Below are 23,809 nucleotides of genomic sequence, written 5' to 3'. Positions count from 1 at the left end.
TTTAAATCCCTCCTGACCTCCCTTTTTTAAAAGGGAGGAAAGTCCCTCTTTGAAAAAGAGGGATTTAGGGAGATTTTTTATTATCAGCTTTTTGATTCAGGATTCGGTGGAACCAGCTGATCCAGCTCTTTATCCGTTAATTGATCCAGCTCAGAAATATCGGTTTTAATTTTCCATTGCGCTTCATCATCGACCGGATTTGGCAAACGCGCTTCTAACCAGTCACAAACCACATCTGGCGGGAAATCTGCGTGATTACACTGGATTACCCAGGACAAGAAATCCTTAGCAACACCATTCATGTACGGTGGAGGTGATACGGGAAGAAACTGAGTCGGAAGACGTTCATTTTTAGAAATATAATTCAGGACATGTCCCAGCTCTTGCACAGTTTGCCACGCCAGCGGATGATCTACATTAATCTGAAATTTAAACCACCATGCCTGTTTGCCATCTGAGCCATAGCTATCAATTCGCTCTTTCTGAACACTCGGCACTTTAGAAAAATATTCATGTAAACGATCGAAATTTAAATCAGACACAGTATTCAACTCGAAACATTAAAAAAGCAATTTTAGCATAAAGTAGCAGCCTGCCGACGCGCCTGTCAGATTGAAAATAGGCAAGTGCATTACAAAAAATTGCAGCTCCAACGAGCTTATCCATATTTTCTGCATCTATTTTGTTTAAAATATAAGCAGATTATTCGGAGGAAGCTCAAATGAGAATCGTACTATCGAGTGCAATATTCGCTGCATTGCTATTGGGAGCTTCTGCACAGGGTATGGCTGGCAATGCCTGGGTAGGTTATAGCGGTGTAGATCGATCCGTACCGAATTATCGCAGTGCACCACGATCTTATGATCCACCACGGCAGCATTATCCGCAACGTCCGCTGCCACCAAGACCACATTACCCGCAAAGACCACCACATTGGGGCTATCCACCTGCACAGAGTCAAAGCGGCCTCAATATTCAGTATCAGGCACCGACCACCATTTATCAAAATTCGAATAGTTATAGCTGGGTCAATGGTGATCCGAATGTTGCCCGGATTGAAAGTTCGAGATATACGGTAATTACCGATTGGCAGCGTATCGGCTTGCCTGCACCACCGCGTGGTGGCTACTGGATCTATGAAAATGGGCGCTATGTGCTGGTGCCGAATCGTTGATTGAGGATTTTCTATGAAAAAGGTTAACGATATAAGGTTGAAGAGAGGAAGTTAAATGAGCTGGAAATATCATCCTTGTGCGACTATTTCGCTCTTTTAAAAAACCTCTCCCTTGCGTAGCAGTGCTACTCATCTCCTAGAAGGAGAGGGGATTTTAATTTCCCTATAAAAATATTAGGCCAATTCATCATCTTCTGGACGTGGCGTTTTGCCGAGTGGTAATGGCTTTTCACTATGTTTGTCACGAATCACGGATGGATAAGTCCATGAGGCATAGCGCACCACTAATATCGCAAAGGCCAGAATCAGAATCGAACCGGTAATAATCACCAGATCCATACTGGCTTTATGCGTGTGTTGAATATCCGCAATCAGCAAACGGGTCAGTGCAGTAATGGCAATATAAATCAGGAAACGTACTGGCATATGGTTGGTTTTGAAATAGATGCCGACCATGGCACCCAGTTCCAGATAAATAAACAACAGAAGAATGTCGTCAATAGTGGCGAACTGTTTGACGGTCAGAATGTTGATGACGGTATGGCCAGCGGACCAGATCACCATACAGCCAATAATAAACAGGGCAATATAATGAAAGCTTTCTACAGCAAGATTACCAAGACGGTCGAGGAGGGCTTCAAATTTTTCAATTTTCGGACGTGATTTAGACATATTATCCTCCTGGTTTTTCATGTGAAATAAAGATAGTTGCAGAATAACGTGCAAAGATCATGCACAGAATGATTGAATGAAAAATAAAGATTAAATTATTTGAACTTTTGCGCTTTTTTTAGACTAAATTGCTATATTGTATGGGTGGTACATTGAATAAATAGGAGAAAAAAGTGTTAGATAAAATTCAAACAAAAATTAGCCAATTAGAAGCCGGAAAAAAATTAATCCTCGGCGTAGGCATTAAGGCTGAAGATATGCAAAAGGTGGTAGAACTCTGCGAGTCTTTAGAGTCTGAGGGGAATATCAAAATTGTGAATAAACATCTGAATCCGAAAAGCAATAATCAGCCGGATACCTTGCTGATTCAAAAAATTTAATTGTTGCATTTTCATAAAAAAACGCCTGCTGATGCAGGCGTTTTTTATTGCAGATTTTCAGCTTAAGCTTGAGTCGTGAAATAATCTTCAGAGAAGTTCATGATAACGTCAGAACCTGATTTCACTTTAGTAATGCGTAATGCCAGTTCAGGCAGAATGCGTTGTACAAAATAACGTGCCAGAGCGAGTTTATTTTGATAGAACTCACCTTCTTTATTTTTCGCTGCATTGGTAATGCGCGCGAACATATAAGAGAAGCTCAACAGACCCACAGCGTGCAGATAGTCAACTGCGGTCGCATTCGGGAAGTCATGACTTTCTCTTGCTGCTTCCAGAATGTACTGAGTCACTGATTCAACTTCAGTCGCTGCATCCAGTGTGGCATCTTTAATGAAGTTCAGGTCTGCATCCAGACTATTGGCAAAGTCACGGATTTCAGAAATATATTCAGAGATATATTCGCCGCTACATTTAATGGTTTTACGGCCGATCAAGTCTTGTGACTGTACGCCGTTGGTGCCTTCATAGATCTGGGAAATACGCAGGTCACGGATACATTGCTCTAAGCCCCATTCACGGATATAGCCATGACCACCGAAGACCATTTGTGCATCTAATGTCGCCTGGAATGCAGTATCCGTTAAATACGCTTTCGCGATTGGTGTTAATAGCGCAACACGGTCATTGGCTTTTTTCACCGCTTCAGGATCGGTAGAGAACTTGGTGATATCCAGCTGTTGACCTACATACACGGCGAATGCACGTGAAGCTTCATTGTTGGCACGTACATTCAGCAGCATACGGCGTACATCACCATGCACCAGAATACTGTCCGCAGGTTTGCTTGGTGATTGAACGCCAGCCGCGCTGCGACCCTGTAAACGGTCTGTCGCATATTGCGCAGCATTTTGATAAGCAAATTCAGAAGCTCCTAGGCCTTGGATACCCATTGACAGACGTTCGTAGTTCATCATCACGAACATCGCAGCCAGACCTTCATTTTCTTTACCAACCAGGTAACCTTTTGCACCGTCAAAGTTCATTACACACGTTGCAGATGCTTTGATCCCCATTTTATGTTCAATTGAACCAGGGCCAACCGGGTTGCGCTCGCCAATAGAGCCATCTTCATTCACCAGAAATTTCGGTACGATGAATAGGGAAATACCACGAGAGCCGGCAGGGGCGTCTGGGGTTTTCGCTAAAACGAGGTGAATAATATTTTCAGCCAGGTCATGATCACCACCCGTGATGAAAATCTTGGTGCCGCTGATGCTATAAGTGCCGTCTTCGTTACGTTCAGCTTTGGTCTTGATAATACCCAAATCAGTACCGGCATGTGGTTCAGTTAAGCACATGGTGCCTGACCATTCACCCGAATAGATTTTAGGTAAATAGGTTTCTTTTTGTGCTTGTGAAGCATAGCTGTTCAGCGCCATGCCCGCACCAACAGAAAGCAGTGGATACAGCATGAAAGACGGGTTGGTCGCAAACAGCATTTCATCAGAAAGTACCGTCAGCATTTTCGGCATTTCCTGGCCGCCCCATTCCATATCTGCGCCCAGACCAATCCAGCCGCCTTCTGCATATTGTTTGAACGCTTCTTTAAAGCCAGCAGGTGTGGTCACATTGCCATTTTCAATTTTTGCGCCTTCTTCATCACCTGTGCGGTTCAGTGGAAGCGTGACGTTTTGCGAAAATTTTGCCATTTCTTCAAGAATCGCTTCTGCTGTCGCAGCATCCAGATGCGCTAGATTTTCATTGGCCTGCCAGAACTGTTCTGCATTGAAGACATCGTTCAGGATGAATTTCATATCGGCAAGTGGCGCGTTATAAATTGGCATGATGTGTCACCTGTTTATTGTTTGATTAAATGAGTTTTAATCAGTCTAAAACACTCAAAATCTGAATGTTAGACGACTAAAGGTTAATTCTGTAAAGCTTTATAAAGAAAAAGGACTGCCTGTTGATTGACCGTCCTTTTTCTGAGATGTAGCTAGTCTGAGCCTAACTTAGAATGCAAAGTGTTCCGCATCCAGGTTCATCAATGGCTCTACACCTGTCGCGATCACGTCAACGTGTGAACGAACGCGTGGCAGGATTTTCTTGAAGTAGAAGCGTGCTGTCGTCACTTTGGCATTGTAGAAATCAACCTCAGTGGTGCCAGCAGCCAGTTGCTCCTGAGCAACCAATGCCATACGTGCCCATAGGTAAGCTAGAGTGACATAACCAGAGAAGTACAGGTAATCCACTGCAGCCGCACCGACTTCTTCAGGGTTTTGCATCGCACGCATACCAATTTGCATAGTCAGGTCGCCCCATTCTTTGTTCAAGGCAGCCAATGGTTCAACGAATTCTTTCATTGCAGCATTGTCTTTGTGCGCTTCAGCAAATTTATGGATAATCTTGGTGAAGTCTTTCAACATTGCACCTTGCGTACCCAAAACTTTACGACCTAACAAGTCAAGTGATTGGATCTCGGTTGTTCCTTCATAAATAGTAGAGATGCGTGTATCACGTACAATTTGCTCCATACCATATTCAGAAATAAAACCATGCCCACCTAACACTTGAACGCCATGTTTTGCAGACTCTGAACCTGTTTCGGTTAAGAACGCTTTTGCGATTGGAGTCAGGAGCGATAAGATGTTGTCAGAAGCTTTACGTTCCTCTTCTGTTGCCGCTTGTTCAACGATATCTGCATGTAGACACAACAGATACACTAGCGCGCGACCACCTTCTGCAAATGCTTTTTGCGTCAACAGCATGTTGCGTACCGCAGGATGCACAATGATTGGATCTGCTTCTTTTTCAGGTGCTTTCGGGCCAGAAAGTGAACGCATTGCCACACGGTCTTTGGCATAAGCCAATGCGCCTTGGAAAGAACCTTCAGATGCTGCAAGACCTTGAACCGCAGTACCAATACGTGCTGTGTTCATGAAGGTAAACATACAGTTCAGACCACGGTTTTCAGGACCAATCAGAAAACCTTTCGCGTTTTGAAAGTTTAGCACACAGGTGGCGTTACCATGAATTCCCATTTTATGTTCGATAGAACCACAACGAACTGCGTTACGCTCTCCTAAAGAGCCATCTGCATTTACATTGAACTTCGGTACGATAAATAAAGAAATACCTTTGGTGCCTTTAGGTGCACCTGGCAGGCGAGCAAGTACGATATGGATAATGTTTTCTGCCATGTCATGTTCGCCAGCAGAGATAAAAATTTTCTCGCCAGTGATGGCATAACTACCGTCGGCCTGAGGTTCGGCCTTGGTGCGAATAATACCTAAATCAGAACCTGCATGTGATTCGGTTAAACACATGGTACCCGTCCATTCACCTGAAACCAGTTTAGGCAGGTAAGCGTCTTTTTGTTCATCTGAACCGTGATGTTCTAAAGTACGTACGGCACCATGAGAAAGACCTGGGTACATGCCCCATGCCCAGTTTGCTGTACCTACCATTTCTGAAATCACGTTTCCTAGAGAAACAGGTAGAGCTTGACCGCCATATTGTTCTTCAGCAGACAGCGATGGAAAGCCAAGTTCGATGTATTTTTGGTACGCTTCTTTAAAGCCAGTCGGAGTCGTGACAACGCCGTCATTCCAAGTACAACCTTCACGGTCACCGGTCTGGTTGATTGGAGACAATTCGTTTTCACAGAAGTCGGCCGCAGCTTCTAAGTACTGATCTACCAGCTCACGGCTTACGTTTTCTTGGAATGCAGGGAGATTTGCATAGTGTTGTTCAGCATTTAATAATTCATGCAACACAAATTGCATATCACGTAAAGGCGCTTTGTATTGTGGCATATCGGTTTCCTCAATACTGGTTGAACCAGCGTTATAATCTTAGATGAACTAAAACCTGTCTTAACTGACACGGTTTGGAATGATCTAATCGTGCAACAACTTCCCCGGCGGTACAAGCTTTTCGGGGTGATTTCTTGGTGACTGTAAAGTCAAAGATTAATCTGCATGACGCATTAAAGGTCTTGAGTATAAAGACTTTTGTAATATTTTGTAGGAAACGAATAGTCAACTGCATACGGGAAAGAGAACGCAATAAAAAAGCACCCAAAGGTGCTAGTCGTGAAGCCTTGATTCCTATGCATTAATAGGCAGAGGCTGTAGGTTGAAAACGGACATGACATTTGCCATTGATGGTTTGTTCGCCCATCTTGATCTGTGCAGCAGTCCCGTCTTTTTTGCCTTGACAGGCTTGCAGCATGGCTTGTTGCTGTGCCTGACGTTGAGCGAGGCGCTGATCAAATTGTTTGGTTAATTCTGCACGTTTGGCATCCGTCAAGACCTCACCGTGCATCATGCCTCCACGCATATCGGCACGCATTGGATGATGTTCAGCTTTCATGCCACGATGTTCACCGCGATGGCTTTTCATCTCTTTGCGATCTGCTTTAAAGACCACCTTGCAGGTACCGTCTATGGTTTTATCGCCAGCCTTGATTTGAACAGCTGAACCCACAACTTTATTGTCGCAGGCTTGTTGAAGCTGTTTGGCAAACTGCATGCGTTCTGCACGCTTTGCCTTTAACTGCTCACGCTGTTCGGGAGTTAGATGCTGTTTTTTGCCTTCATGATGTTTCATCATGTGGGGATGATCATTACTTGGGACATTGCTGGTGGATTGACAGGCAGTCAACGCACCCATTGATAAAACACTGGCACTGATTAAGGCTATTTTTGTCATGTTTTGCATTGTATTTATCCCCATCAAGAAGCTGATTCTATGTCAGATAAAGATTAAACAATAAAGATGAAGAAACAATGAAGAGTTTTTTGCTGCGGTGTTCGCTACAATAATGAATATAGAAGAAAAATTGAGATTTTAGTTTTGAACATTCGCCGTATTCCCATTGCATTACGTCTATTTTTGACCGTGCTGTTGACCACGCTGGTCATTACCACGGTGAGTTTAGGTGTATTGCATCTGAATATGCAGCGTAATTTCGCCCGCTATGTCGCCGATGTCGAAATGCAGAAGCTGGATTATGTGATTGAAAATCTGGCAGATGTTTATGCACTTTATCAGGACTGGGGCAATGCGATTCAGGCACAGATTCTCCAGATGGAAGGTGAAGCCGCACCGGATGATTATGACCGTTTATCACGCTGGTGGCTGCGCCGTCAGTATGATATTGCCTTGCAGCAGCGTTATTTTCAGGAACAGACCTTGGCTCAAGTGGCACCGAGTATGGTGGATCCAGAGTTGCCACAACGTCAGGTCAATGAAGAAGAATTACGTTTATTAGCATCTAATTTGCCCTCCCAGTTTCAGCCTTTTGAAGGCTTGAAATTCCCGCTCAGTTCCAATCAGAATCTGTTCAGAACCGATCGCAAGAATGGTGAGCAGCCAGCACAGCAACCGACTGGCAAGAAACAGTTTATCCAGATGCCGGACCGTCTTGGCCTCAGTTCACGTCTCTCTCTGTATGATGCAAAGCGCCGTTTTGTGGTCGGTGAAGCTTCGGATGAGCAAATTTCTTATCGCCCGATTATGGTGAATAATCAGATTGTCGGCTATTTGGGCTTAAAACCGGTTCTGGATCAGGACGATGCCTTAAGTATTAATTTCTTCAGTAACCAGAAGCGTTATTTATTTCTAGTCTATGCACTTAGTATTTTAGCGAGTCTGATTGCGTCCTTGTTATTGGCGACTTATTTCAAAAAGCCGATTCAACGTCTGCTCAATGGTACGCGTGCCTTGACTCAGGGAAATTATCAATATCAGGTTAAAGTGAACCGGAATGATGAATTAGGTGATTTATCCAATGAATTGAATGCATTGGCGGTGATTCTGGATCAGCATGAAACCTCACGCCGTCAGTGGGTGGCAGATACTTCGCATGAATTAAAAACGCCACTAGCAGTCTTACAGGCGCAGATTGAAGCGATGCAGGACGGGATTCGTAAACCAACCCCTGAACATTTTGCGTCCATGCTGGCTCAGGTAAACAGCCTGAAAAAACTGACCCAAGATCTGGCCGCATTGGCACAGGTTGATGCCCAGCAATTGCAATTCTATTTCTCCTCGGTGAATCCGTGGGAGGTGGTGCAGCAGGAACTTATCAACTTCCAGCCGAACTTTGAGCAGGCTGAATTGATGGTCACTGCAGATGGCGAAGGGACTGAGTTAAATCTGGATCTGGATCGTTTTAAACAGATTGTGGCGAACTTGCTCAGTAACAGTATTCGCTATACTGAAGCAGGTGGGCAGGTGCATATTCACACCACGCAAGATGATAAAGAATGGACCTTATATGTTGATGATAGTCCGTTTGGTCTGACTGATGAACAACTGGCGCGTATTGGTGAACGTTTCTACCGTGTCGATGATTCGCGTACCCGGGCGACTGGCGGAACCGGCCTTGGTTTGGCATTATCATGTAAAATTACGCAGGCGCTGGGCGGCAGCTTAAGCTTTGCACATTCACCGTTGGGTGGTTTACGATGCAAGCTGAGCTTTCCTAAACAAATGAAACCATAAAGGAAATATATTGATGAAACATGTCATGCTGGTTGAAGATGAAATCGAACTTGCACAGTTGGTGCGAGACTATCTGGAAGCTGCTGGTTTTGAGGTCAGTATGTTTCATGATGGGCAGGAAGCATATAACAGTTTTACCCAGCGTAAACCGAGTCTGATGATTCTGGACTTGATGGTGCCGCGTATGGACGGCCTGACCATTTGCCGTAAAGTACGTGAACAGTCGGATTTACCGATTATTATGGTGACCGCGCGTACTGAAGAAATTGACCGGGTATTGGGTCTGAATATGGGTGCAGATGATTATCTCTGTAAACCGTTTAGTCCAAAAGAACTGGTCGCGCGTGTACAAGCTGTGTTACGTCGTCTGGATCGTAAATCAGAACCGGAAAGCAATGATTTATTCCGTATGGACAAATCACAACAGCGCATCTGGTATCAACAAAAAGCTTTGAATTTAACGCCGACCGAATTCCGTTTACTGGAGTTATTCCTGGAACATGTCGGACAGGTCTATTCACGTGCGCAATTGCTGGATCATATCAATCCGGACAGTTTTGATGTGGCAGACCGGGTCATTGACAGTCATATCAAGAATTTGCGCCGTAAGATTTCAGATGCGGCTGAAACCGGCAACCGTCATGAGTGGATTCAGGCGGTGTATGGTGTCGGTTACCGTTTTGAATATCCTGAAGATTAAGTTTGTAGGAAATAAAAAAGCGAATCTGGAAGGGTTCGCTTTTTTTAGATAGGCGGATTCCAAGATGCTTCAGTAATTCAATCCTCTGCCTTTCCGCTTTCTTTAACTTCGAAACCACCAACTCATAAGAATTCAGCACTAAATCCTCGACCAAAGCTTTATCCAGAGTTTCGTCCTCATAAACAGTAATTCAGTGCTGTTTATTCATATGCCAGCCAGTACGAATATAAGGATAAATATCCCGGAGCATCGCACCATGATCAGGTTCAACTTTTAAATTGATGGCAGCTTTGCCTTGTAAATGAAAACTCAGCACAAAGACTTTATCCCGCACTTTAAACACATCACAACCTTCGCCAAAAGGCTGAGTGATAGTCACTTCAGGAAGTTTTAAAGCAGTTTGGGCAGCAAGAGTATGTAAGGTTACAAGTTATGGATAGATCATCATAAAACTGTGGATAATGCTTAAATTGTCCACAGTTTTTGTGTGCATTGTGAATAAATTAAGACGAACAACTCACCATCACTTCGGGCACATCACTTGGCAATGGCGCTAAATCTTCAGGCTGTTCCAAATCTGGCTGTTTTAGATAAGGCTGACTGAGTAATTTAAACAGGCGGTCGACTTCAGAAAAATCATCCTGCTCTGCCAGTTCAATGGCTTTTTGTGCCATATGATTACGCAGAATATAATGCGGATTGGCTTGCTGCATAGCGGCATCCAGTTCTTCTACATCCTGATGTTCACGAATAGTTTCATATTGCGCCAGGAAAGCTTCAAACTGGCGTCGGTCTAAGCAATCATCTTTAAGAGCTTCATAGTCTTTATTTTGCAACCGGATAAAACTCTGGGCGTAATCCAGTTGCTCGCTTTGCAAAATTCGCAGAAAGGCCATTGCGCAGTCAAAACTGTCTTTATGGAAACTTGGCAAGCCCATTTTCTGGTTTAAACCATGTTTATAATGTTCCAAGAATGTTGGCTCATAGTGCTCCAGACATGCAGCTAAATCCTGTTTCCATTGTTCTTTGTCATAATCTGTAGGGCAAAGCGGCACCAGATTATTTAACCATTGCCACAAATTCCAGTGTCCGATACTTGGCTGCTGCTGATAGGTATAACGCCCTTGATAATCCGAGTGGTTATTGATCCAGTTCGGACGGAAGCGCTCCATAAAGCCATAAGGACCAAAGTCCAAAGTTGAACCGGTAATATTCAGGTTGTCGGTATTCATCACGCCATGTGCAAAACCGACCAGTTGCCATTTGGCAATCATCACCGCAGTGCGCTGAATAACTTTTGTGGCAAAGCTCAGAATCGGCTGTTCGGCTTGCAGACATTCCGGATAATGCCATTCCATACATTTCTGGGTAAATTCAGCTAGCAGATCTGGCTGATACTGATTGATCCATTCAAAATGCCCGAAACGGATATGACAGTCTGAAGTACGCAACATCATTGCACCGGGCTCAAGCTTCTCGCGTTGAATACCTTGCATTGATGAGGTAAAACCGACTGCATTACTGGATGCTACACCTAAGGCATTTAAGGCATGACCCGCCAGATACTCACGAATGACTGAACGCAGTACGGCACGACCATCTCCCATCCGTGAATAGGGGGTTGAACCAGCACCTTTTAAATGCAGGTCAATGGTCTGCTGGTTCTGATCCAGAATCTGCGCAATCAACAGCCCGCGACCATCTCCCAACTGTCCTGCCCATTGTCCAAACTGATGACCTGCGTAGACCATAGCCAAAGGTTCAAACTCAGCGAATACTTTCTGACCGCTACAAATCTCGACCCATTGTGCCTTGTCTTCATCCGACCATTGCAGCTGTTCTGCCAATGCAGCATTAAAATGTCCGGCTTTTGCGCCTTTTAATGGAAGCGGAACTTGATGGTGATAGAGGCGAGCAGGCAGTGTTTGATAGCGAGAGTTAAAATACATGGCATCAGTACAGGATTGGAATAAATTTACTATAACAAAGATAGCTGTATAAAACTGTTGTATAAGCGAGAGTTCACGTTATCTTTCGGACATAAAAAAGCCCCGAGTGGGGCTTTAATTTTCAACAGCTTTTATTGAGAAACTGCAGATTTTTTCAAATTACGAACCAGTAGATTCAAGGTTTGACGATGATGGGAAAGACGCTGTTCAACCAGCTGGAATTCAACTTTCAGCTTGTCATCCATTTGATGGATTTTTTCAGCCATAGACGCTTTCTTGACCTGAATTTCCTGTTCTTTCAGCTTCGCCCAGTCATTTAAGGTTTGGGTAAATGCATCATATTCCTGTGCGATCTTGGTTTTTACCGCTGAGATATCTTCAGAAACATCATGGCCATACACCGCAAGATCCTGTTCGGCATATTTAAACTTCATTGCCAATTCCGCTTTTTTGATATTAAAGCTAGGAATACGGCGCAAGTTTTTAGCTAAACCAAGTTTAGAACAAGTCCAGATCAACCATTTAGTTGGATCGTATTGCCACCATTTCACGCCGTTACGGTAATCGTATTGGAAAATGTGGTGATAGTTATGATAACCCTCACCCCAAGTTGCGACCGCGAGTACGAAGTTGTCACGTGCAGTATTTTCGTCGGTATAAGGACGATTTCCCCACATGTGGCACAGTGAATTAATGAAGAAGGTCACATGATGGCTCAGGATTAAACGCATTAATCCACCCAACAGCAACACGCCCCAGACATCGCCGACTGCCCAGCCAATCGGAAGTAAAATCGCAGCATGAGCTGCAATCACTAAAGGAACGTAGTATTTGTCCTGAAACATCACCACTTTGTCTTTTAACAGGTCTGGTGCATTTTTATAGTTGGCTGCACCTGATGGATAATCACGTAACATCCAGCCAATATGTGCATACCAGAAGCCTTTATTGATTGAGTATGGGTCTTGATCAACATCATCGACATGACGGTGATGGGTGCGGTGACCAGATGCCCAGAATAAAATACTATTCTGTACAGCAAATGTACCCATAATCATCAAGATGATTTTTAATGGTAAAGTGGCTTCATAAGCACGATGTGCCCACAGGCGATGGTATCCTGCTGTAATGCCGAGGCTGCTTACGCCCAGTAAAACAAACATACTGATCCAAGCGGCAGCGCTAAAATCATGGTGATACGCATACAACGGAATGGCAATCAGGGCTACAATCGGTAAAAATACCAATGCAAACACAGCAATCCAGTTGATGGGGGCTTTGGGTAAGGGAGCATTCATCTCCAACAGCACTCCTAGAACCTCGGAAGGTATAACAAAAAGCAGAAACTACTGTTGGTTTTAACAGCAGCCTATCTTGTCAATATTAGCATGTGCCATAGGGCATCACTAGCATTATTGTACGGTTGTATTGTACTTGTCGGTAACAGAATAAGTAGGGCAAAAACGACTATTTGGCTAGCTTAGGCAGGCTATGATTTCCGACTAAGTGACTGAGGATTATCACTCTTTCAGAAAATTGAAACCGAATGAATCAGATGTAAATCGTTGTTCATAATTTCTGCAATATTATCAGAAAATTTGCAGAATATAGATGTTGGGCAACTTAATTTCACTTTCAAATAAAATTAAATTAAGGAAGATTCACACTTTCATTATTGCGTCATCGAAATGAATTGGATCAAGAAATACCTAGATCAATCAAGGTTAAGAGAGATTATTTAGAGTTGTTTTAGCATCAATTTTGGATAATCGGTAATCAGCCCCTGAATGCCCCAGTCTCGCAGCTGTTTGGCACGGGTGACATCATTGACTGTCCAGACACTGATATTCAACTCGGCAGCCTGCGTGGCTTGAATCAGGTCTTTACTGGCCAGTTCATCCATCCAGCCAATATGGCAGCATCCCAGTTCCAGCGCCTGATCAATGGCCTGATGTTTGACATCGGTTTCAATCAATAAACCGCGTTTTAAGCGGGAGTTTTGCTGTTGCAACGCATCCAGAATTTTGGCATCAAAGCTGGTAATAATGGCTGCCTGCTCATAACCTTGTAACTGCTGTTCGACTTCAAACGCGATTTTTTCAGCTGCTGCTTCAGAGTCGACACTTTTAATTTCGACTTCAATATGCTCAAAATTTTGAATGACATTTAAGGTTTGATCGAGGAGCGGGGTCGCTTCGATTTTATTCCATTCTGACCAGGCCACTGCGTGATTATATTGGGTAAGATCTTGACGGTTACACTCGTATAGATGCTTCTGCAAACCGGTGGTGCGAACAAAATCGTCATCATGCATGATGATTAAGGCATTGTCTTTGAGCTGACGGACATCAAACTCAACGGCGCGAATGCCGATCTCCTGAATATATTGAAAACCGCCCAAGGTATTTTCAGGGGCTTCGCCACGTGCACCACGATGACCAATTATGCGCATAAGATGCCCATGAGTGGGAAAGTTAAGTTCATTTTGCGAAGGCTACGTGACAGAAGGATGACACTTTCTATTTTCGTCAGATGCTCTGTAAAATCAAGAGACATCTGGCGTGTATTTTTAGATGCTAACTTGAAACATAATTTTACTTTTCGATGCTGTCATTGATATTTTTTTGCCACAGCACTTCGGAACCGCCCTCAGCGCGTTGCAGGGTGCGTGATGCTACAAATAACCAGTCCGATAAACGGTTAAGTAGTTGCAGTGACGCTGCCTGAATATTTTGGTCACGATGATGGACTGACATCACGCTGCGTTCTGCACGACGGCAAACAGCACGAGCCTGATGGGCAAAGCTACACACCAGCGTTCCGGTAGGCAGAATAAAGTCTTTTAACATTGGCAAAGCTTCATTCATGCGGTCGATATCATTTTCTAAAAACTCAATCGATACTGGTTGCACCAGATTAAAACCTGGAATACAGACTTCACCGCCCAGATCAAATAACCAGTGCTGGATCAGGCTCAGGGATTTATCCCAAGTGGCTTGATCTTCAATGTTGCTTGCTGAAATTTGTGCACGTAATACGCCAATCACGGCATTCAACTCATCGACATCACCGAGCGCTGTAATACGCAAGTCATCTTTCGCTACACGTGAGCCATCACCGAGTCCTGTGGTACCTGAATCGCCTGTACGGGTGTAAATTTTACTTAAACGGTGACCCATGAGAGTTCCTTAAATTATTGGATGCTGTAAATAAAAAGAATCATGCCATAGGCATGACATGATTCTCAAAGGTATTTCTAAAAAGGTTGAACTTAGTATTTAAAGGTCACGCCGGCAGAAGCGAGTCGACCTTCATCAACATAATAATTATTCCAGTTGTATTCGATCTTATGACGAACATCACCGACATTTTCTATGTTGGTAAATACTTTGACATGTGGATTGATATTCCAGTAAGCATTTAAATCGACGGTCGCATAGCCCGGATTATGGTTTGAATCACTCCAACTTTTTGACTTGGAACGGGCAATAAGAGAAGCACTCATCCCATAAATTTCATTTTCCAAGCCTGTGGTCAGAGTGAGGGTTTGACGTGGTCGTTTAGCTAACTCAATATCCGTTTTGCTATCTTTAGCTTGTACATACGCAAAAGCAGTATCAATGAACCAATCGTCTTGTTTCCAATTCCATACAAGCTCGCCACCACGAAGCGTTGCTTCGTTGATGTTATTTAACTTGCCATTAACTTTTTGGATCATGTTATCCACTTCGTTTTGATACACGGAAAGTGAAACAGACGAGTTTTGAGTGAGGGCCTGGTCGAAGCCAATTTCATAAGACAGACTTTCTTCGGCTTTTAAATTTGGATTTGCCGATTCACCACTGTACAGCTCGTTTAAGTTTGGTGAACGAAAAGCTGAACCAATATTCGTGTAGACGCTGAGTTGAGGTGATATTGCATAACGTGCAGCAGCTTGCCCTACAGTATGAGAGCCATATTTCTCGTTGTCTTCAACACGGATGCCGAGTTGAGTATTGAGTTTATCTGATTGATATTGATGCTGTGTGTAATATCCTTGAGATGAAACATCACCTTTGTAGGCAACTCCATAAGAAAGAACATCACCATCAAGGTTACTATGCGTTGTACCTAGTAAAATATGATGCTGATCATTTAAATTGAGTTTGGCATACAATTCTGCTTCTTTAGTAGTGCTATATGAATAATCGACCTGACCTAGATAATTCGCAGCATTTTGATCTAATTGATCGTCAAACTGAGATAAGCGAGCATTGAGTTCTAATTGTGAACCTAGGTTAATTCGCCCTCTCAGGTTAACCATTTCATTTTCAAAATCTTGTGAAGTGAGGCTACCTGCATTGTAATCACTTGTGCCTTTATTTTGGCTGTAATCGAGAGATAAGCCATATTGGTCTTTGTTGACGCCAAATTTTGTGCTGAAACCTTTTTGGTCAAAGGAATAATTTTCATCTTCATCATCTAGAACAGATTTTCCGTCAGTTTCCAGGCGTTGACCACGGATTTGGGCATAAAAACCATCTTCAGCTAAATCGGCACCCACGAGTGATTTGTAAGTTTTATTCTCGCCAATTTCACCTGTAATAAACGCACCTGATTGCTCAGGTGTTTTAGAAATCATATGAATGACGCCGCCAATGGCATCTGTACCATATAGAACTGATGCTGGGCCCTTCAGAATTTCAATTTGCTTGATGTCAGTCGTATCAATAAAAGGTAAAGAAGCTGAACTGCTTAAAGCGGTATTCAATCGCATGCCATCACGCAGAACGAGTGTATGTGAAGAGCTTGTGCCTCGCATAAAAATAGAGGATTGTTGTCCATAACCGCCTAGCTGAGCGACGTTTAAAGCAGCCTCTTTTTTCAATAAGTTTGGTAATGAGGCAATAGGGGATTGCTCAAGAGTCGCAGGTTCAATCACTGAAATTCGCGCAGGTACATTTTCAATTTTTTCTTCAGAACGTGTTGCAGTCACCACAATGGTATCTAAAGCAGCTTTCGCAACTTTTTGCTCGGCAGCAAAAACAGATGAAGTAAAACCCAACGCAAGTGCGATCGCACCTACCAAGGCAGTAGGTTGAAATTGAATAGACATGAAATGCTCCATACATTCACTTCCCCGTGAATGATTGAGTTATAGAACACAACAAGCAGGTTTCCGGACTTAAATGTGCAAAGCAGCGACTTTGCTGTATATCCACCTTCCCACATCAAGATGCAGTGGTGTAAACCGAAGAGTTTAAATTGATAGACGTTTCATTTTTTACCGTTGCGGGGGCAGTGCTGGATTTACACCAGCTTCCCTAAAGCCTGAAGGCTTGGACTTGCTGCAAAGTGAGCGCAGTATAAAGTCAGTATGAGTTATACACAATCTGCATAGAGAATAATCCGGATGAACTTTACGCAAGTCAAAAAAATTGCATTACAATGATTTGCCCCAATCTTATAGATTGTTCAATACATTGGTAGATCTAGAGCCAAAATAATATGCGAACCCGTGCCAAAATTTGTGGAATTACCCGAGTCGAAGATGTACATGCCATAGCCGATGCTGGCTGTGACGCGATAGGATTTGTATTTTATCCACCGAGTCCACGACATGTTACTTTAGAGCAGGCTGAAATCCTGATCCGAGCGGTTCCAGCTTATGTACAGGCAGTGGGTTTATTTGTGAATAGTCACGCAGATGAAATTCAGGATATTCTGAAAACCGTTCCACTCGATATTTTGCAATTTCATGGCGATGAAACGCCTGAACAGTGTCAGGCCATCGCCCAGCAGGTCGGACGCCGCTGGTATAAGGCTATTCAGGTGAAACCTGATCTGGATGTAGTCGCAGAAATTCAAGGTTATCAAGATGCAGGCGCAAGTGCAGTGCTGTTAGACGCATGGCATCCTGATCTGAAAGGTGGCACAGGACACAGCTTCGATTGGGATACATTTCCTAAACTCAATATTCCCTTGATCTTGGCAGGCGGTTTAAATCCTGACAATATCGAACAGGCAATTCTCACCACACAGGCCTATGCCGTGGATGTGAGTGGCGGTGTCGAGTCCGCAAAAGGTATTAAAGACCAACAACTCATAGAACGCTTTATGCAAGGAGTCCATCGTGGATCAGCAAAGTACTAGCCAGAACAGTCAGACAGTTGACTATACCCAATTCCCGGATGAACGCGGGCATTTCGGTATTCATGGCGGACGTTTTGTGTCAGAAACACTTATGGCGGCTTTAGAAGACTTGGAAAAGCTCTATTTCCGTATGAAAGATGATGCGCAGTTTTTGGCAGAATTTGACCGTGACATGGCATTTTACGTCGGTCGTCCGAGTCCTTTATATCATGCTGAACGATGGTCGAAAGAGTTGGGTGGTGCACAGATTTACCTGAAACGTGAAGACCTGAATCATACCGGTTCGCACAAAGTAAATAATACAATCGGTCAGGCCTTACTGGCGAAGCTTTCCGGCAAGAAACGTATTATTGCCGAAACAGGGGCAGGCCAGCATGGTGTAGCGACTGCTACTATCGCAGCACGTTTAGGTCTTGAATGTGTAGTATTCATGGGCGCAGACGATGTAAAACGTCAGGCGATGAACGTATACCGTATGCGTTTATTAGGCGCGACGGTTGTGCCGGTAGAAAGTGGCTCCAGAACATTGAAAGATGCCATGAACGAAGCCATGCGTGATTGGGTGACCAATGTTGATTCAACTTACTACGTCATTGGTACTGTGGCAGGTCCGCATCCATATCCACAACTGGTTCGTGATTTCCAGTCGATCATTGGTCGTGAAGCACGCCGCCAGATTCTGGAACAGGCTGGCCGTTTACCGGATGCCCTAGTGGCATGTGTCGGTGGTGGATCCAATGCAATGGGCTTGTTCTATCCATTCCTGAATGACCAAGACGTGAAAATGTACGGCGTTGAAGCCGCAGGTTTGGGGATTGAATCCGGTAAGCATTCTGCGCCACTGAATGCCGGTCATGTCGGTGTACTGCATGGTAACCGAACTTATCTGATGTCGGATGCACAAGGTCAGATCATCGAAACGCATTCAATCTCTGCCGGTCTGGATTATCCGGGTGTGGGTCCGGAACATAGCTTCCTGAAAGATATGGATCGTGTGAAATATGTGCCAATCAATGACCAGGAAGCCCTGCAGGGTTTCCGCGACTTGACCAAGATTGAAGGCATTATTCCGGCGTTAGAAAGCGCACATGCTATGGCTTATGTCACTAAACTTGCTCCAACCATGGACAAGGATCAAATTATTATTGCGACGGTTTCAGGTCGTGGTGATAAGGACTTGATGACCGTTGCCCGTATTGATGGTGTAGAAATGGTTGAGATGTAACTTTTCCTATAAGCCTCTCCTTGTGGGAGAGGTTTGGAGAGGGTGAGTTAAAAAATCGTGCTAAGTGTTCTTAGCACGATTTTTTATTGAGTAGATTTTGAAAGAACCCACTTGTATGGAATTAAGAGAACTCACCTTGCGCGCGTTCTTTGGCCCATTCGCGTAAAACAAATTTCTGCAATTTTCCCGTCGAAGTTTTTGGAATCTCGGTAATCACCACATCTTTAGGCACTTTAAAACGTGCCAGATGTTCACGGCAGAATTCCATAATTTCTTCTTCCGAAGCTGTCATTCCTTCTTTGAGTTCGATAAAGGCACAAGGAACTTCCTGCCAGCGTGGATCAGGCTTGGCGACTACCGCTGCAGTCAGCACCGCCGGATGCTGATACAGCACTTCTTCCACTTCAAGTGAAGAAATATTTTCCCCGCCGGAAATAATCACGTCTTTGGAGCGGTCAGTAATTTTGGCATAGCCATCCGGTTGGCAAACTGCCAGATCTCCCGTATGGAACCAGCCACCGGCAAAGGCTTCTTCTGTCGCCTCAGGATTTTTCAGATAACCTTTCATCACGATATTGCCACGGAACATGATTTCACCCATGGTCTGACCATCATGCGGCACTTCCTGCATGGTATCCGGATCAAGCACTTTCATGCCATCTTGCAATGGATACGGTACGCCCTGACGGGAGTGCAACTGTGCCTGTTCCTGAATAGACAGATCGCTCCATCCAGCCTGTGAAGCGCAGAGTGCAGAAGGGCCATAGGTTTCAGTCAAGCCGTAAACATGCGTTACATTAATACCGATATTGCGCATGCCTTCGATAATCGCAGCTGGCGGTGCAGCACCCGCGACCATCACTTCGACACGGTGATCAATTTTGGTCTTTTTCTCTTCAGGTGCATTAATCAGCATCGACAGGACAATCGGTGCACCACAGAAGTAATCGACCTTATGTTCAGCGATCAGCTTAAAGATCAGTTCAGCATCGACTTTACGCAAGCAAACGTTTGTTCCGCCGTTGGCCGCCATAGTCCAGGCAAAGCACCAGCCATTACAGTGGAATAGCGGTAGTGTCCATAAATAGGTGGCACGTGGTGTCATGCCACAGGCAATAATATTACTGGCTGCGTTAATGTAGGCACCACGATGATGATAGACCACGCCCTTTGGATTGCCAGTGGTACCAGAGGTATAACTTAAGCTGATGGCATCCCATTCATCTTGAGGTAGATGCCATTCAAAGTTTGCATCGCCTTGTGCAATCCAGTCTTCATATTCGATTTGACCAATACGCTTATCTTCACCTTCAAACTCTGCATCGGCCACATCAATCACATAAATGTCTTGTGAAACTAGAGCGAGCGCCTCTGTAGCAAGTGCAGTAAATTCAGGATCAACCAATAATACTTTACTTTCAGCATGTTCCAGCATGAAAGCAAGGGTCTTGGCATCCAGGCGGGTATTTAAGGTGTTGAGGACCGCGCCTGCCATCGGCACAGCAAAATGCGCTTCGATCATGGCAGGGACGTTAGGCAGCAGGACAGACACGGTATCATTTTTACCGATACCTAATTTTTGGAGTTGGTTGGCAAATTGACGACAACGGTTGTATTTCTCACGCCAGGTGATTCGGCGCTTACCGTGAATAATCGCGTTCTGATTTGGATAGATATAAGCTGCACGATCAAGATAGCGTAAAGGTGATAAGGCTACAAAATTCGCGGGGGTACGCGGTAATTCATCATATGCGCTAACCATTGTAAAACTCCGTTCTATATTTATTTTCATATCCTGTTGAAAAGATATGTATTTCTCAGAAATCTTGCATTTATGCTTTAGTCGAGTACGATTTTACAAATTTTAAGTATTTGAATATTAATAAAAATATTTCACCCTGCTTAAATGTTTTGAACGCATGGGTTCCCATATTTGCTTTTTTAGGTATTTTAATCTAACCGGGCAATTAAAATAGCATCAGCCAAGGAATAATAATGAAAATACAACAGGCGGATAAAGGATGGCAGAACTGGTCTGGAAGCCAGCAGGCACATCCACAAATTTTTAACCTCAGCATATGAGTGAATTACAAAGTTTGGTCAAGACCCATGCACACATTCGTGTAGTGGGTGCAGGACATTCGTTTAGCCCATTGGCCAAAACAGATGAGGTGTTGCTTAATCTCGATCAGTTCAAAGGTATCGTGGCCTTTGATCAAGAGAAAACCCAATGCACCGTACAGGCCGGTACGCGTTTATATGATTTGGGGAAAGATCTGACACCGATCAATCAGGCTTTAATTAATCAGGGCGATATAGACCAGCAAAGTCTGGCCGGAGCGATTTCTACCGGAACGCATGGCACGGGCATCGATTTACCTTGCATATCCGCTTTTGTGGAAGGCTTTGAATTACTGACCGCAGATGGCGAGCTGTTGCAATGTCATCGTCAGCAGAATACCGAAATATTTCAGGCTGGACGGGTGGCATTGGGCAGCTTGGGTATATTGACCCAAATCATTCTGCAAAATCGACCACGATATAAACTAAAAGAACAGATTCGGCTCTGTTCATTAAAAGACATATTTACCCATATTGATCAATGGAAACATCAGCATCGGCATATTGAATTTTGGGCTTTTGTATATGCCGATCAGGTCATGCTAAAAACCCTGGATGACACGGAGGATCACATTCAGCCGAGGCAAGAGAGCTGGCCTTCGGAAGATGCTTTGCTGACCCTATGTTCGGAATTGACGCGACTCTTTCCGAGGACAAACCCCTATTTGCAAAAACTGCTGAGTGTGTTTGTAAAATCGACTTGCTATGTGGATTGGTCAAACCAGATTTTCCCGACCCCGCGCCAGACCAAATTTAATGAAATGGAATATCAGCTTCCGGTCGATTCAGGCTTGCAGTGTCTGGACGAGATTCTGCATGTTTTACGTAAACATCAGGTACCGATGTTTTTCCCGATCGAGTTCCGTTATGTCAAAGGCGATGAGATCTGGTTAAGCCCTTTTTATCAGCGTGATTCGGTCTCCATTTCGATTCATCAATTTTATAAACAGGATTACCACGCGATCTTTGATCTGGTCGAGCCGATTTTACAGAAATATCAGGGACGGCCACATTGGGGAAATTGCACTGCATGACCGCTGTCTCGCTACGTAACCTCTACCCGAAATGGGATGATTTTATGGCATTGCGTCAGCAACTGGATCCACAGCAAAAATGGCTGAATCCATATTTAAAAGAATTATTTTTGTCTGGTAAATGAGGATAGGGTGATGCAATCGAATTATTTTCAGCAACTGACGCAGGACTTAAAACAGCAGGGGACTGGCACACCACAGCTGATTTTAGATTTAAAAACCTATCAACATAATTTGGACTATGTGCAGTCAAAATTACCTGCGAAGTTAAAACCGCGCCTAGTGGTGAAGTCCTTAGCCAGCATTCAGCTACTCAAACTGGCCAGTGAAAAACTAAATAGCCAGCGCTTTATGGTCTTTCATCTGCCGCAGCTTGCGGAAATTATGGGGACATTTCCGCAAGCTGATATCTTGCTGGGAAAACCGATGCCAATTCAGGCCGTAAAACCTTTTTATCAAACTTTATCTGAGCAAAATAAAACCAATGATCAAGTAAATATTCAATGGTTGATTGATGATGTGGAGCGATTAAAACAATATCTGCAACTCGCGCAAGAATTGAATCTCAAGTTAAATATCAATATTGAAATTGATGTGGGACTGCATCGCGGAGGTGTAAGCGGTCAGGCACAGTTTGTAGCCTTACTCAAACTGATTCAGCAATATTCCTCTTACCTGAAACTGTCCGGATTGATGGGCTATGATGCACATGTCGCCAAATTGCCTAAAATTTTGAAAAGTCCCGACAAAAGTTATCAGCAATCGCAGCAGATTTATCAGCATTACAAAACTATTTTGCAGCAGCAATTCCCGGATTTATCGCATGAAACCCTATGTTTTAACGGCGGTGGAAGTCCAACCTTTATGCAACATTGTCAGCAAAGTATCTGCAATGATCTGGCTTTTGGCTCGATGCTGCTCAAGCCCAGTGATTTTGATCTGGAAAATTTATCTGCTTTAAGTTGTGCTTTATGGATTGCCGGCCCCATTTTAAAAGTGTTGCCTTGTAGCCAGATTCCCGGTCTGGGGCTGCTGAATCATCTTCCACATAAATATAAAGCCGTATTTATTTACGGGGGCTATTGGCGAGCAGATTATATTTACCCTAAAAAAAGCCAGCCGCATGTGTTGTATGGCCGCAGCAGTAATCAGGAAATGCTTCAGGTGCCCATGCAGTGCGATATTCATGTCGATGATTATGTGTTTTTAAGACCGACACAAAGTGAAGCTATCATCCCGAAATTTGCCCAGCTCTATGTTTATACAGAGGGAAAATTTCTCCAGTGGCAGACTTTGCGGGAGTAACCGCATTCTGAATGCAAAAATGAGCTTAAGTCTTTAAAGATCAGGCACAGATTTGATGGTAAATCTTATTTTTATTGGGAAAAGGTTTAATCATGCGGCCAAGCCGTGTAAAATTCGAATCGATTTTATTTATCCACCGTTTTTATCTTTTGAGGCTGTGCCTCGATCATAATCTCGCGGTGATATGCTCCATGGTACGGGGCATCACTCCTTAAGGATTTCTTATGCCAATTATCACTTTGCCAAATGGCGATCAAAAACAGTTTGATCAAGCCGTATCTGTGATGGACGTTGCACTCAGCATTGGTCCTGGTCTTGCAAAAAATACCGTTGCGGGTCGTGTCAACGATCGTTTGGTTGATGCGTCTGATCTCATCACTGAAGATGCAACACTACAAATTATCACGCCTAAAGACGAAGCCGGTGTCGAGATCATTCGCCATTCTTGCGCGCATTTGGTCGGTCATGCGGTTAAGCAACTGTTCCCAGAAGCAAAGATGGTCATTGGTCCGGTCATTGAAGAAGGTTTCTACTATGATATCTGGATGCCACGTCCGTTTACTTTAGACGACATGGCAGCGATTGAAGAGCGTATGAAAAAGCTCAT

19 protein-coding genes, 2 pseudogenes and 1 riboswitch are annotated in these 23,809 nt (G+C 43.9%); of the genes and pseudogenes, 9 read left to right on the top strand and 12 right to left on the bottom strand.

Translation table 11 applies throughout. The features are described from left to right. Window positions 1-83 precede the first annotated feature (83 nt). Window positions 84-542 carry a hypothetical protein gene (locus tag WAK81_RS13290; RefSeq protein WP_004278314.1) on the bottom strand — a complete coding sequence of 153 codons (459 nt, stop codon included), beginning with the start codon at window positions 540-542 and terminating at the stop codon, window positions 84-86. Window positions 543-721: 179 nt separating this feature from the next. Here WAK81_RS13290 and WAK81_RS13285 point away from each other — a divergent pair, with 179 nt between their 5' ends. Next, complete coding sequence (locus tag WAK81_RS13285) at window positions 722-1,174, top strand: RcnB family protein (RefSeq protein WP_422197462.1); 453 nt, start codon at window positions 722-724, stop codon at window positions 1,172-1,174. 174 nt (window positions 1,175-1,348) lie between these two features. On the opposite strand, the gene WAK81_RS13280 is transcribed toward WAK81_RS13285, so the two are convergent. Continuing rightward, window positions 1,349-1,846 (bottom strand): phosphate-starvation-inducible protein PsiE, encoded by a 498-nt coding sequence (locus WAK81_RS13280; RefSeq protein ID WP_422197460.1) that lies wholly within the window; start codon window positions 1,844-1,846, stop codon window positions 1,349-1,351. A gap of 173 nt (window positions 1,847-2,019) precedes the next feature. Between WAK81_RS13280 and WAK81_RS13275 the strand changes: the two genes are divergently transcribed. Continuing rightward, a complete protein-coding gene (locus WAK81_RS13275; protein ID WP_422197458.1) occupies window positions 2,020-2,226 on the top strand; it encodes a hypothetical protein in 207 nt (68 codons plus the stop codon). A gap of 62 nt (window positions 2,227-2,288) precedes the next feature. On the opposite strand, the gene WAK81_RS13270 is transcribed toward WAK81_RS13275, so the two are convergent. The 3 genes from WAK81_RS13270 to WAK81_RS13260 all read right to left on the bottom strand — a co-directional run bounded on the left by WAK81_RS13270 (window position 2,289) and on the right by WAK81_RS13260 (window position 6,948). Beyond that, on the bottom strand, window positions 2,289-4,070 hold the full coding sequence (locus WAK81_RS13270) for an acyl-CoA dehydrogenase C-terminal domain-containing protein (RefSeq protein ID WP_422197456.1): 1,782 nt from the start codon (window positions 4,068-4,070) through the stop codon (window positions 2,289-2,291). Window positions 4,071-4,238: 168 nt separating this feature from the next. Then, the gene (locus WAK81_RS13265; protein ID WP_422197454.1) at window positions 4,239-6,041 is read right to left on the bottom strand and encodes an acyl-CoA dehydrogenase C-terminal domain-containing protein; all 1,803 of its coding nucleotides are present in this window, start codon (window positions 6,039-6,041) and stop codon (window positions 4,239-4,241) included. 301 nt (window positions 6,042-6,342) lie between these two features. Further along, window positions 6,343-6,948 (bottom strand): hypothetical protein, encoded by a 606-nt coding sequence (locus WAK81_RS13260; protein WP_422197453.1) that lies wholly within the window; start codon window positions 6,946-6,948, stop codon window positions 6,343-6,345. A 135-nt stretch (window positions 6,949-7,083) separates the two neighbouring features. On the opposite strand from WAK81_RS13260, the gene baeS reads away from it, so the two are divergent. Further along, entirely contained in the window at window positions 7,084-8,736 is a 1,653-nt protein-coding gene (gene baeS, locus WAK81_RS13255) for a sensor histidine kinase efflux regulator BaeS (protein ID WP_422197451.1), read from the top strand. A 13-nt stretch (window positions 8,737-8,749) separates the two neighbouring features. Next, window positions 8,750-9,436 carry a response regulator gene (locus tag WAK81_RS13250; protein WP_004278304.1) on the top strand — a complete coding sequence of 229 codons (687 nt, stop codon included), beginning with the start codon at window positions 8,750-8,752 and terminating at the stop codon, window positions 9,434-9,436. Between the two features lie 67 nt (window positions 9,437-9,503). On the opposite strand, the pseudogene WAK81_RS13245 reads toward WAK81_RS13250, so the two are convergent. From WAK81_RS13245 to WAK81_RS13220, 6 genes and pseudogenes are all read right to left on the bottom strand, one after another. Further along, window positions 9,504-9,863 (bottom strand): annotated as a pseudogene (locus tag WAK81_RS13245) (MmcQ/YjbR family DNA-binding protein); the annotation flags it as partial. A gap of 76 nt (window positions 9,864-9,939) precedes the next feature. Continuing rightward, window positions 9,940-11,385, bottom strand: a complete 1,446-nt coding sequence (locus tag WAK81_RS13240) for a protein adenylyltransferase SelO (protein WP_422197449.1) — start codon at window positions 11,383-11,385, stop codon at window positions 9,940-9,942. Between the two features lie 131 nt (window positions 11,386-11,516). Next, a complete protein-coding gene (locus tag WAK81_RS13235) occupies window positions 11,517-12,683 on the bottom strand; it encodes an acyl-CoA desaturase (protein WP_422197447.1) in 1,167 nt (388 codons plus the stop codon). 440 nt (window positions 12,684-13,123) lie between these two features. Beyond that, entirely contained in the window at window positions 13,124-13,837 is a 714-nt protein-coding gene (locus WAK81_RS13230) for a glycerophosphodiester phosphodiesterase (RefSeq protein ID WP_422197445.1), read from the bottom strand. 142 nt (window positions 13,838-13,979) lie between these two features. Next, complete coding sequence (locus tag WAK81_RS13225) at window positions 13,980-14,564, bottom strand: cob(I)yrinic acid a,c-diamide adenosyltransferase (RefSeq protein WP_422197443.1); 585 nt, start codon at window positions 14,562-14,564, stop codon at window positions 13,980-13,982. A 92-nt stretch (window positions 14,565-14,656) separates the two neighbouring features. Continuing rightward, window positions 14,657-16,480 carry a TonB-dependent receptor plug domain-containing protein gene (locus tag WAK81_RS13220; protein WP_422197441.1) on the bottom strand — a complete coding sequence of 608 codons (1,824 nt, stop codon included), beginning with the start codon at window positions 16,478-16,480 and terminating at the stop codon, window positions 14,657-14,659. 37 nt (window positions 16,481-16,517) lie between these two features. After that, a riboswitch (cobalamin riboswitch) is annotated at window positions 16,518-16,728 on the bottom strand. Between the two features lie 144 nt (window positions 16,729-16,872). On the opposite strand from WAK81_RS13220, the gene WAK81_RS13215 reads away from it, so the two are divergent. After that, window positions 16,873-17,517 (top strand): phosphoribosylanthranilate isomerase, encoded by a 645-nt coding sequence (locus WAK81_RS13215; RefSeq protein ID WP_422197438.1) that lies wholly within the window; start codon window positions 16,873-16,875, stop codon window positions 17,515-17,517. Beyond that, on the top strand, window positions 17,498-18,742 hold the full coding sequence (gene trpB / locus WAK81_RS13210) for a tryptophan synthase subunit beta (protein ID WP_422197436.1): 1,245 nt from the start codon (window positions 17,498-17,500) through the stop codon (window positions 18,740-18,742). The genes WAK81_RS13215 and trpB overlap by 20 nt, the downstream gene beginning before the upstream one ends. Window positions 18,743-18,863: 121 nt before the next feature. Here the strand turns inward: trpB and WAK81_RS13205 are convergent, their stop codons facing one another. Continuing rightward, on the bottom strand, window positions 18,864-20,504 hold the full coding sequence (locus WAK81_RS13205) for an acyl-CoA synthetase (protein ID WP_422197434.1): 1,641 nt from the start codon (window positions 20,502-20,504) through the stop codon (window positions 18,864-18,866). Between the two features lie 233 nt (window positions 20,505-20,737). Here WAK81_RS13205 and WAK81_RS13200 point away from each other — a divergent pair. The 3 genes and pseudogenes from WAK81_RS13200 to WAK81_RS13190 form a co-directional block, all read left to right on the top strand. Then, window positions 20,738-22,022 (top strand): annotated as a pseudogene (locus WAK81_RS13200) (D-arabinono-1,4-lactone oxidase). A 10-nt stretch (window positions 22,023-22,032) separates the two neighbouring features. Continuing rightward, the gene (locus WAK81_RS13195) at window positions 22,033-23,202 is read left to right on the top strand and encodes an alanine racemase (protein WP_422197432.1); all 1,170 of its coding nucleotides are present in this window, start codon (window positions 22,033-22,035) and stop codon (window positions 23,200-23,202) included. A gap of 224 nt (window positions 23,203-23,426) precedes the next feature. Beyond that, window positions 23,427-23,809, top strand: a 383-nt coding sequence (locus WAK81_RS13190) for a TGS domain-containing protein (RefSeq protein WP_422197430.1), incomplete at its 3' end; no start/stop codon positions are given.

Origin of the sequence: Acinetobacter sp., assembly GCF_049284435.1 — a bacterium.
Taxonomy (GTDB): domain Bacteria; phylum Pseudomonadota; class Gammaproteobacteria; order Pseudomonadales; family Moraxellaceae; genus Acinetobacter.
Note: the sequence above shows the minus strand (reverse complement) of the source record. Positions and strands in the feature narration are given on the sequence as shown.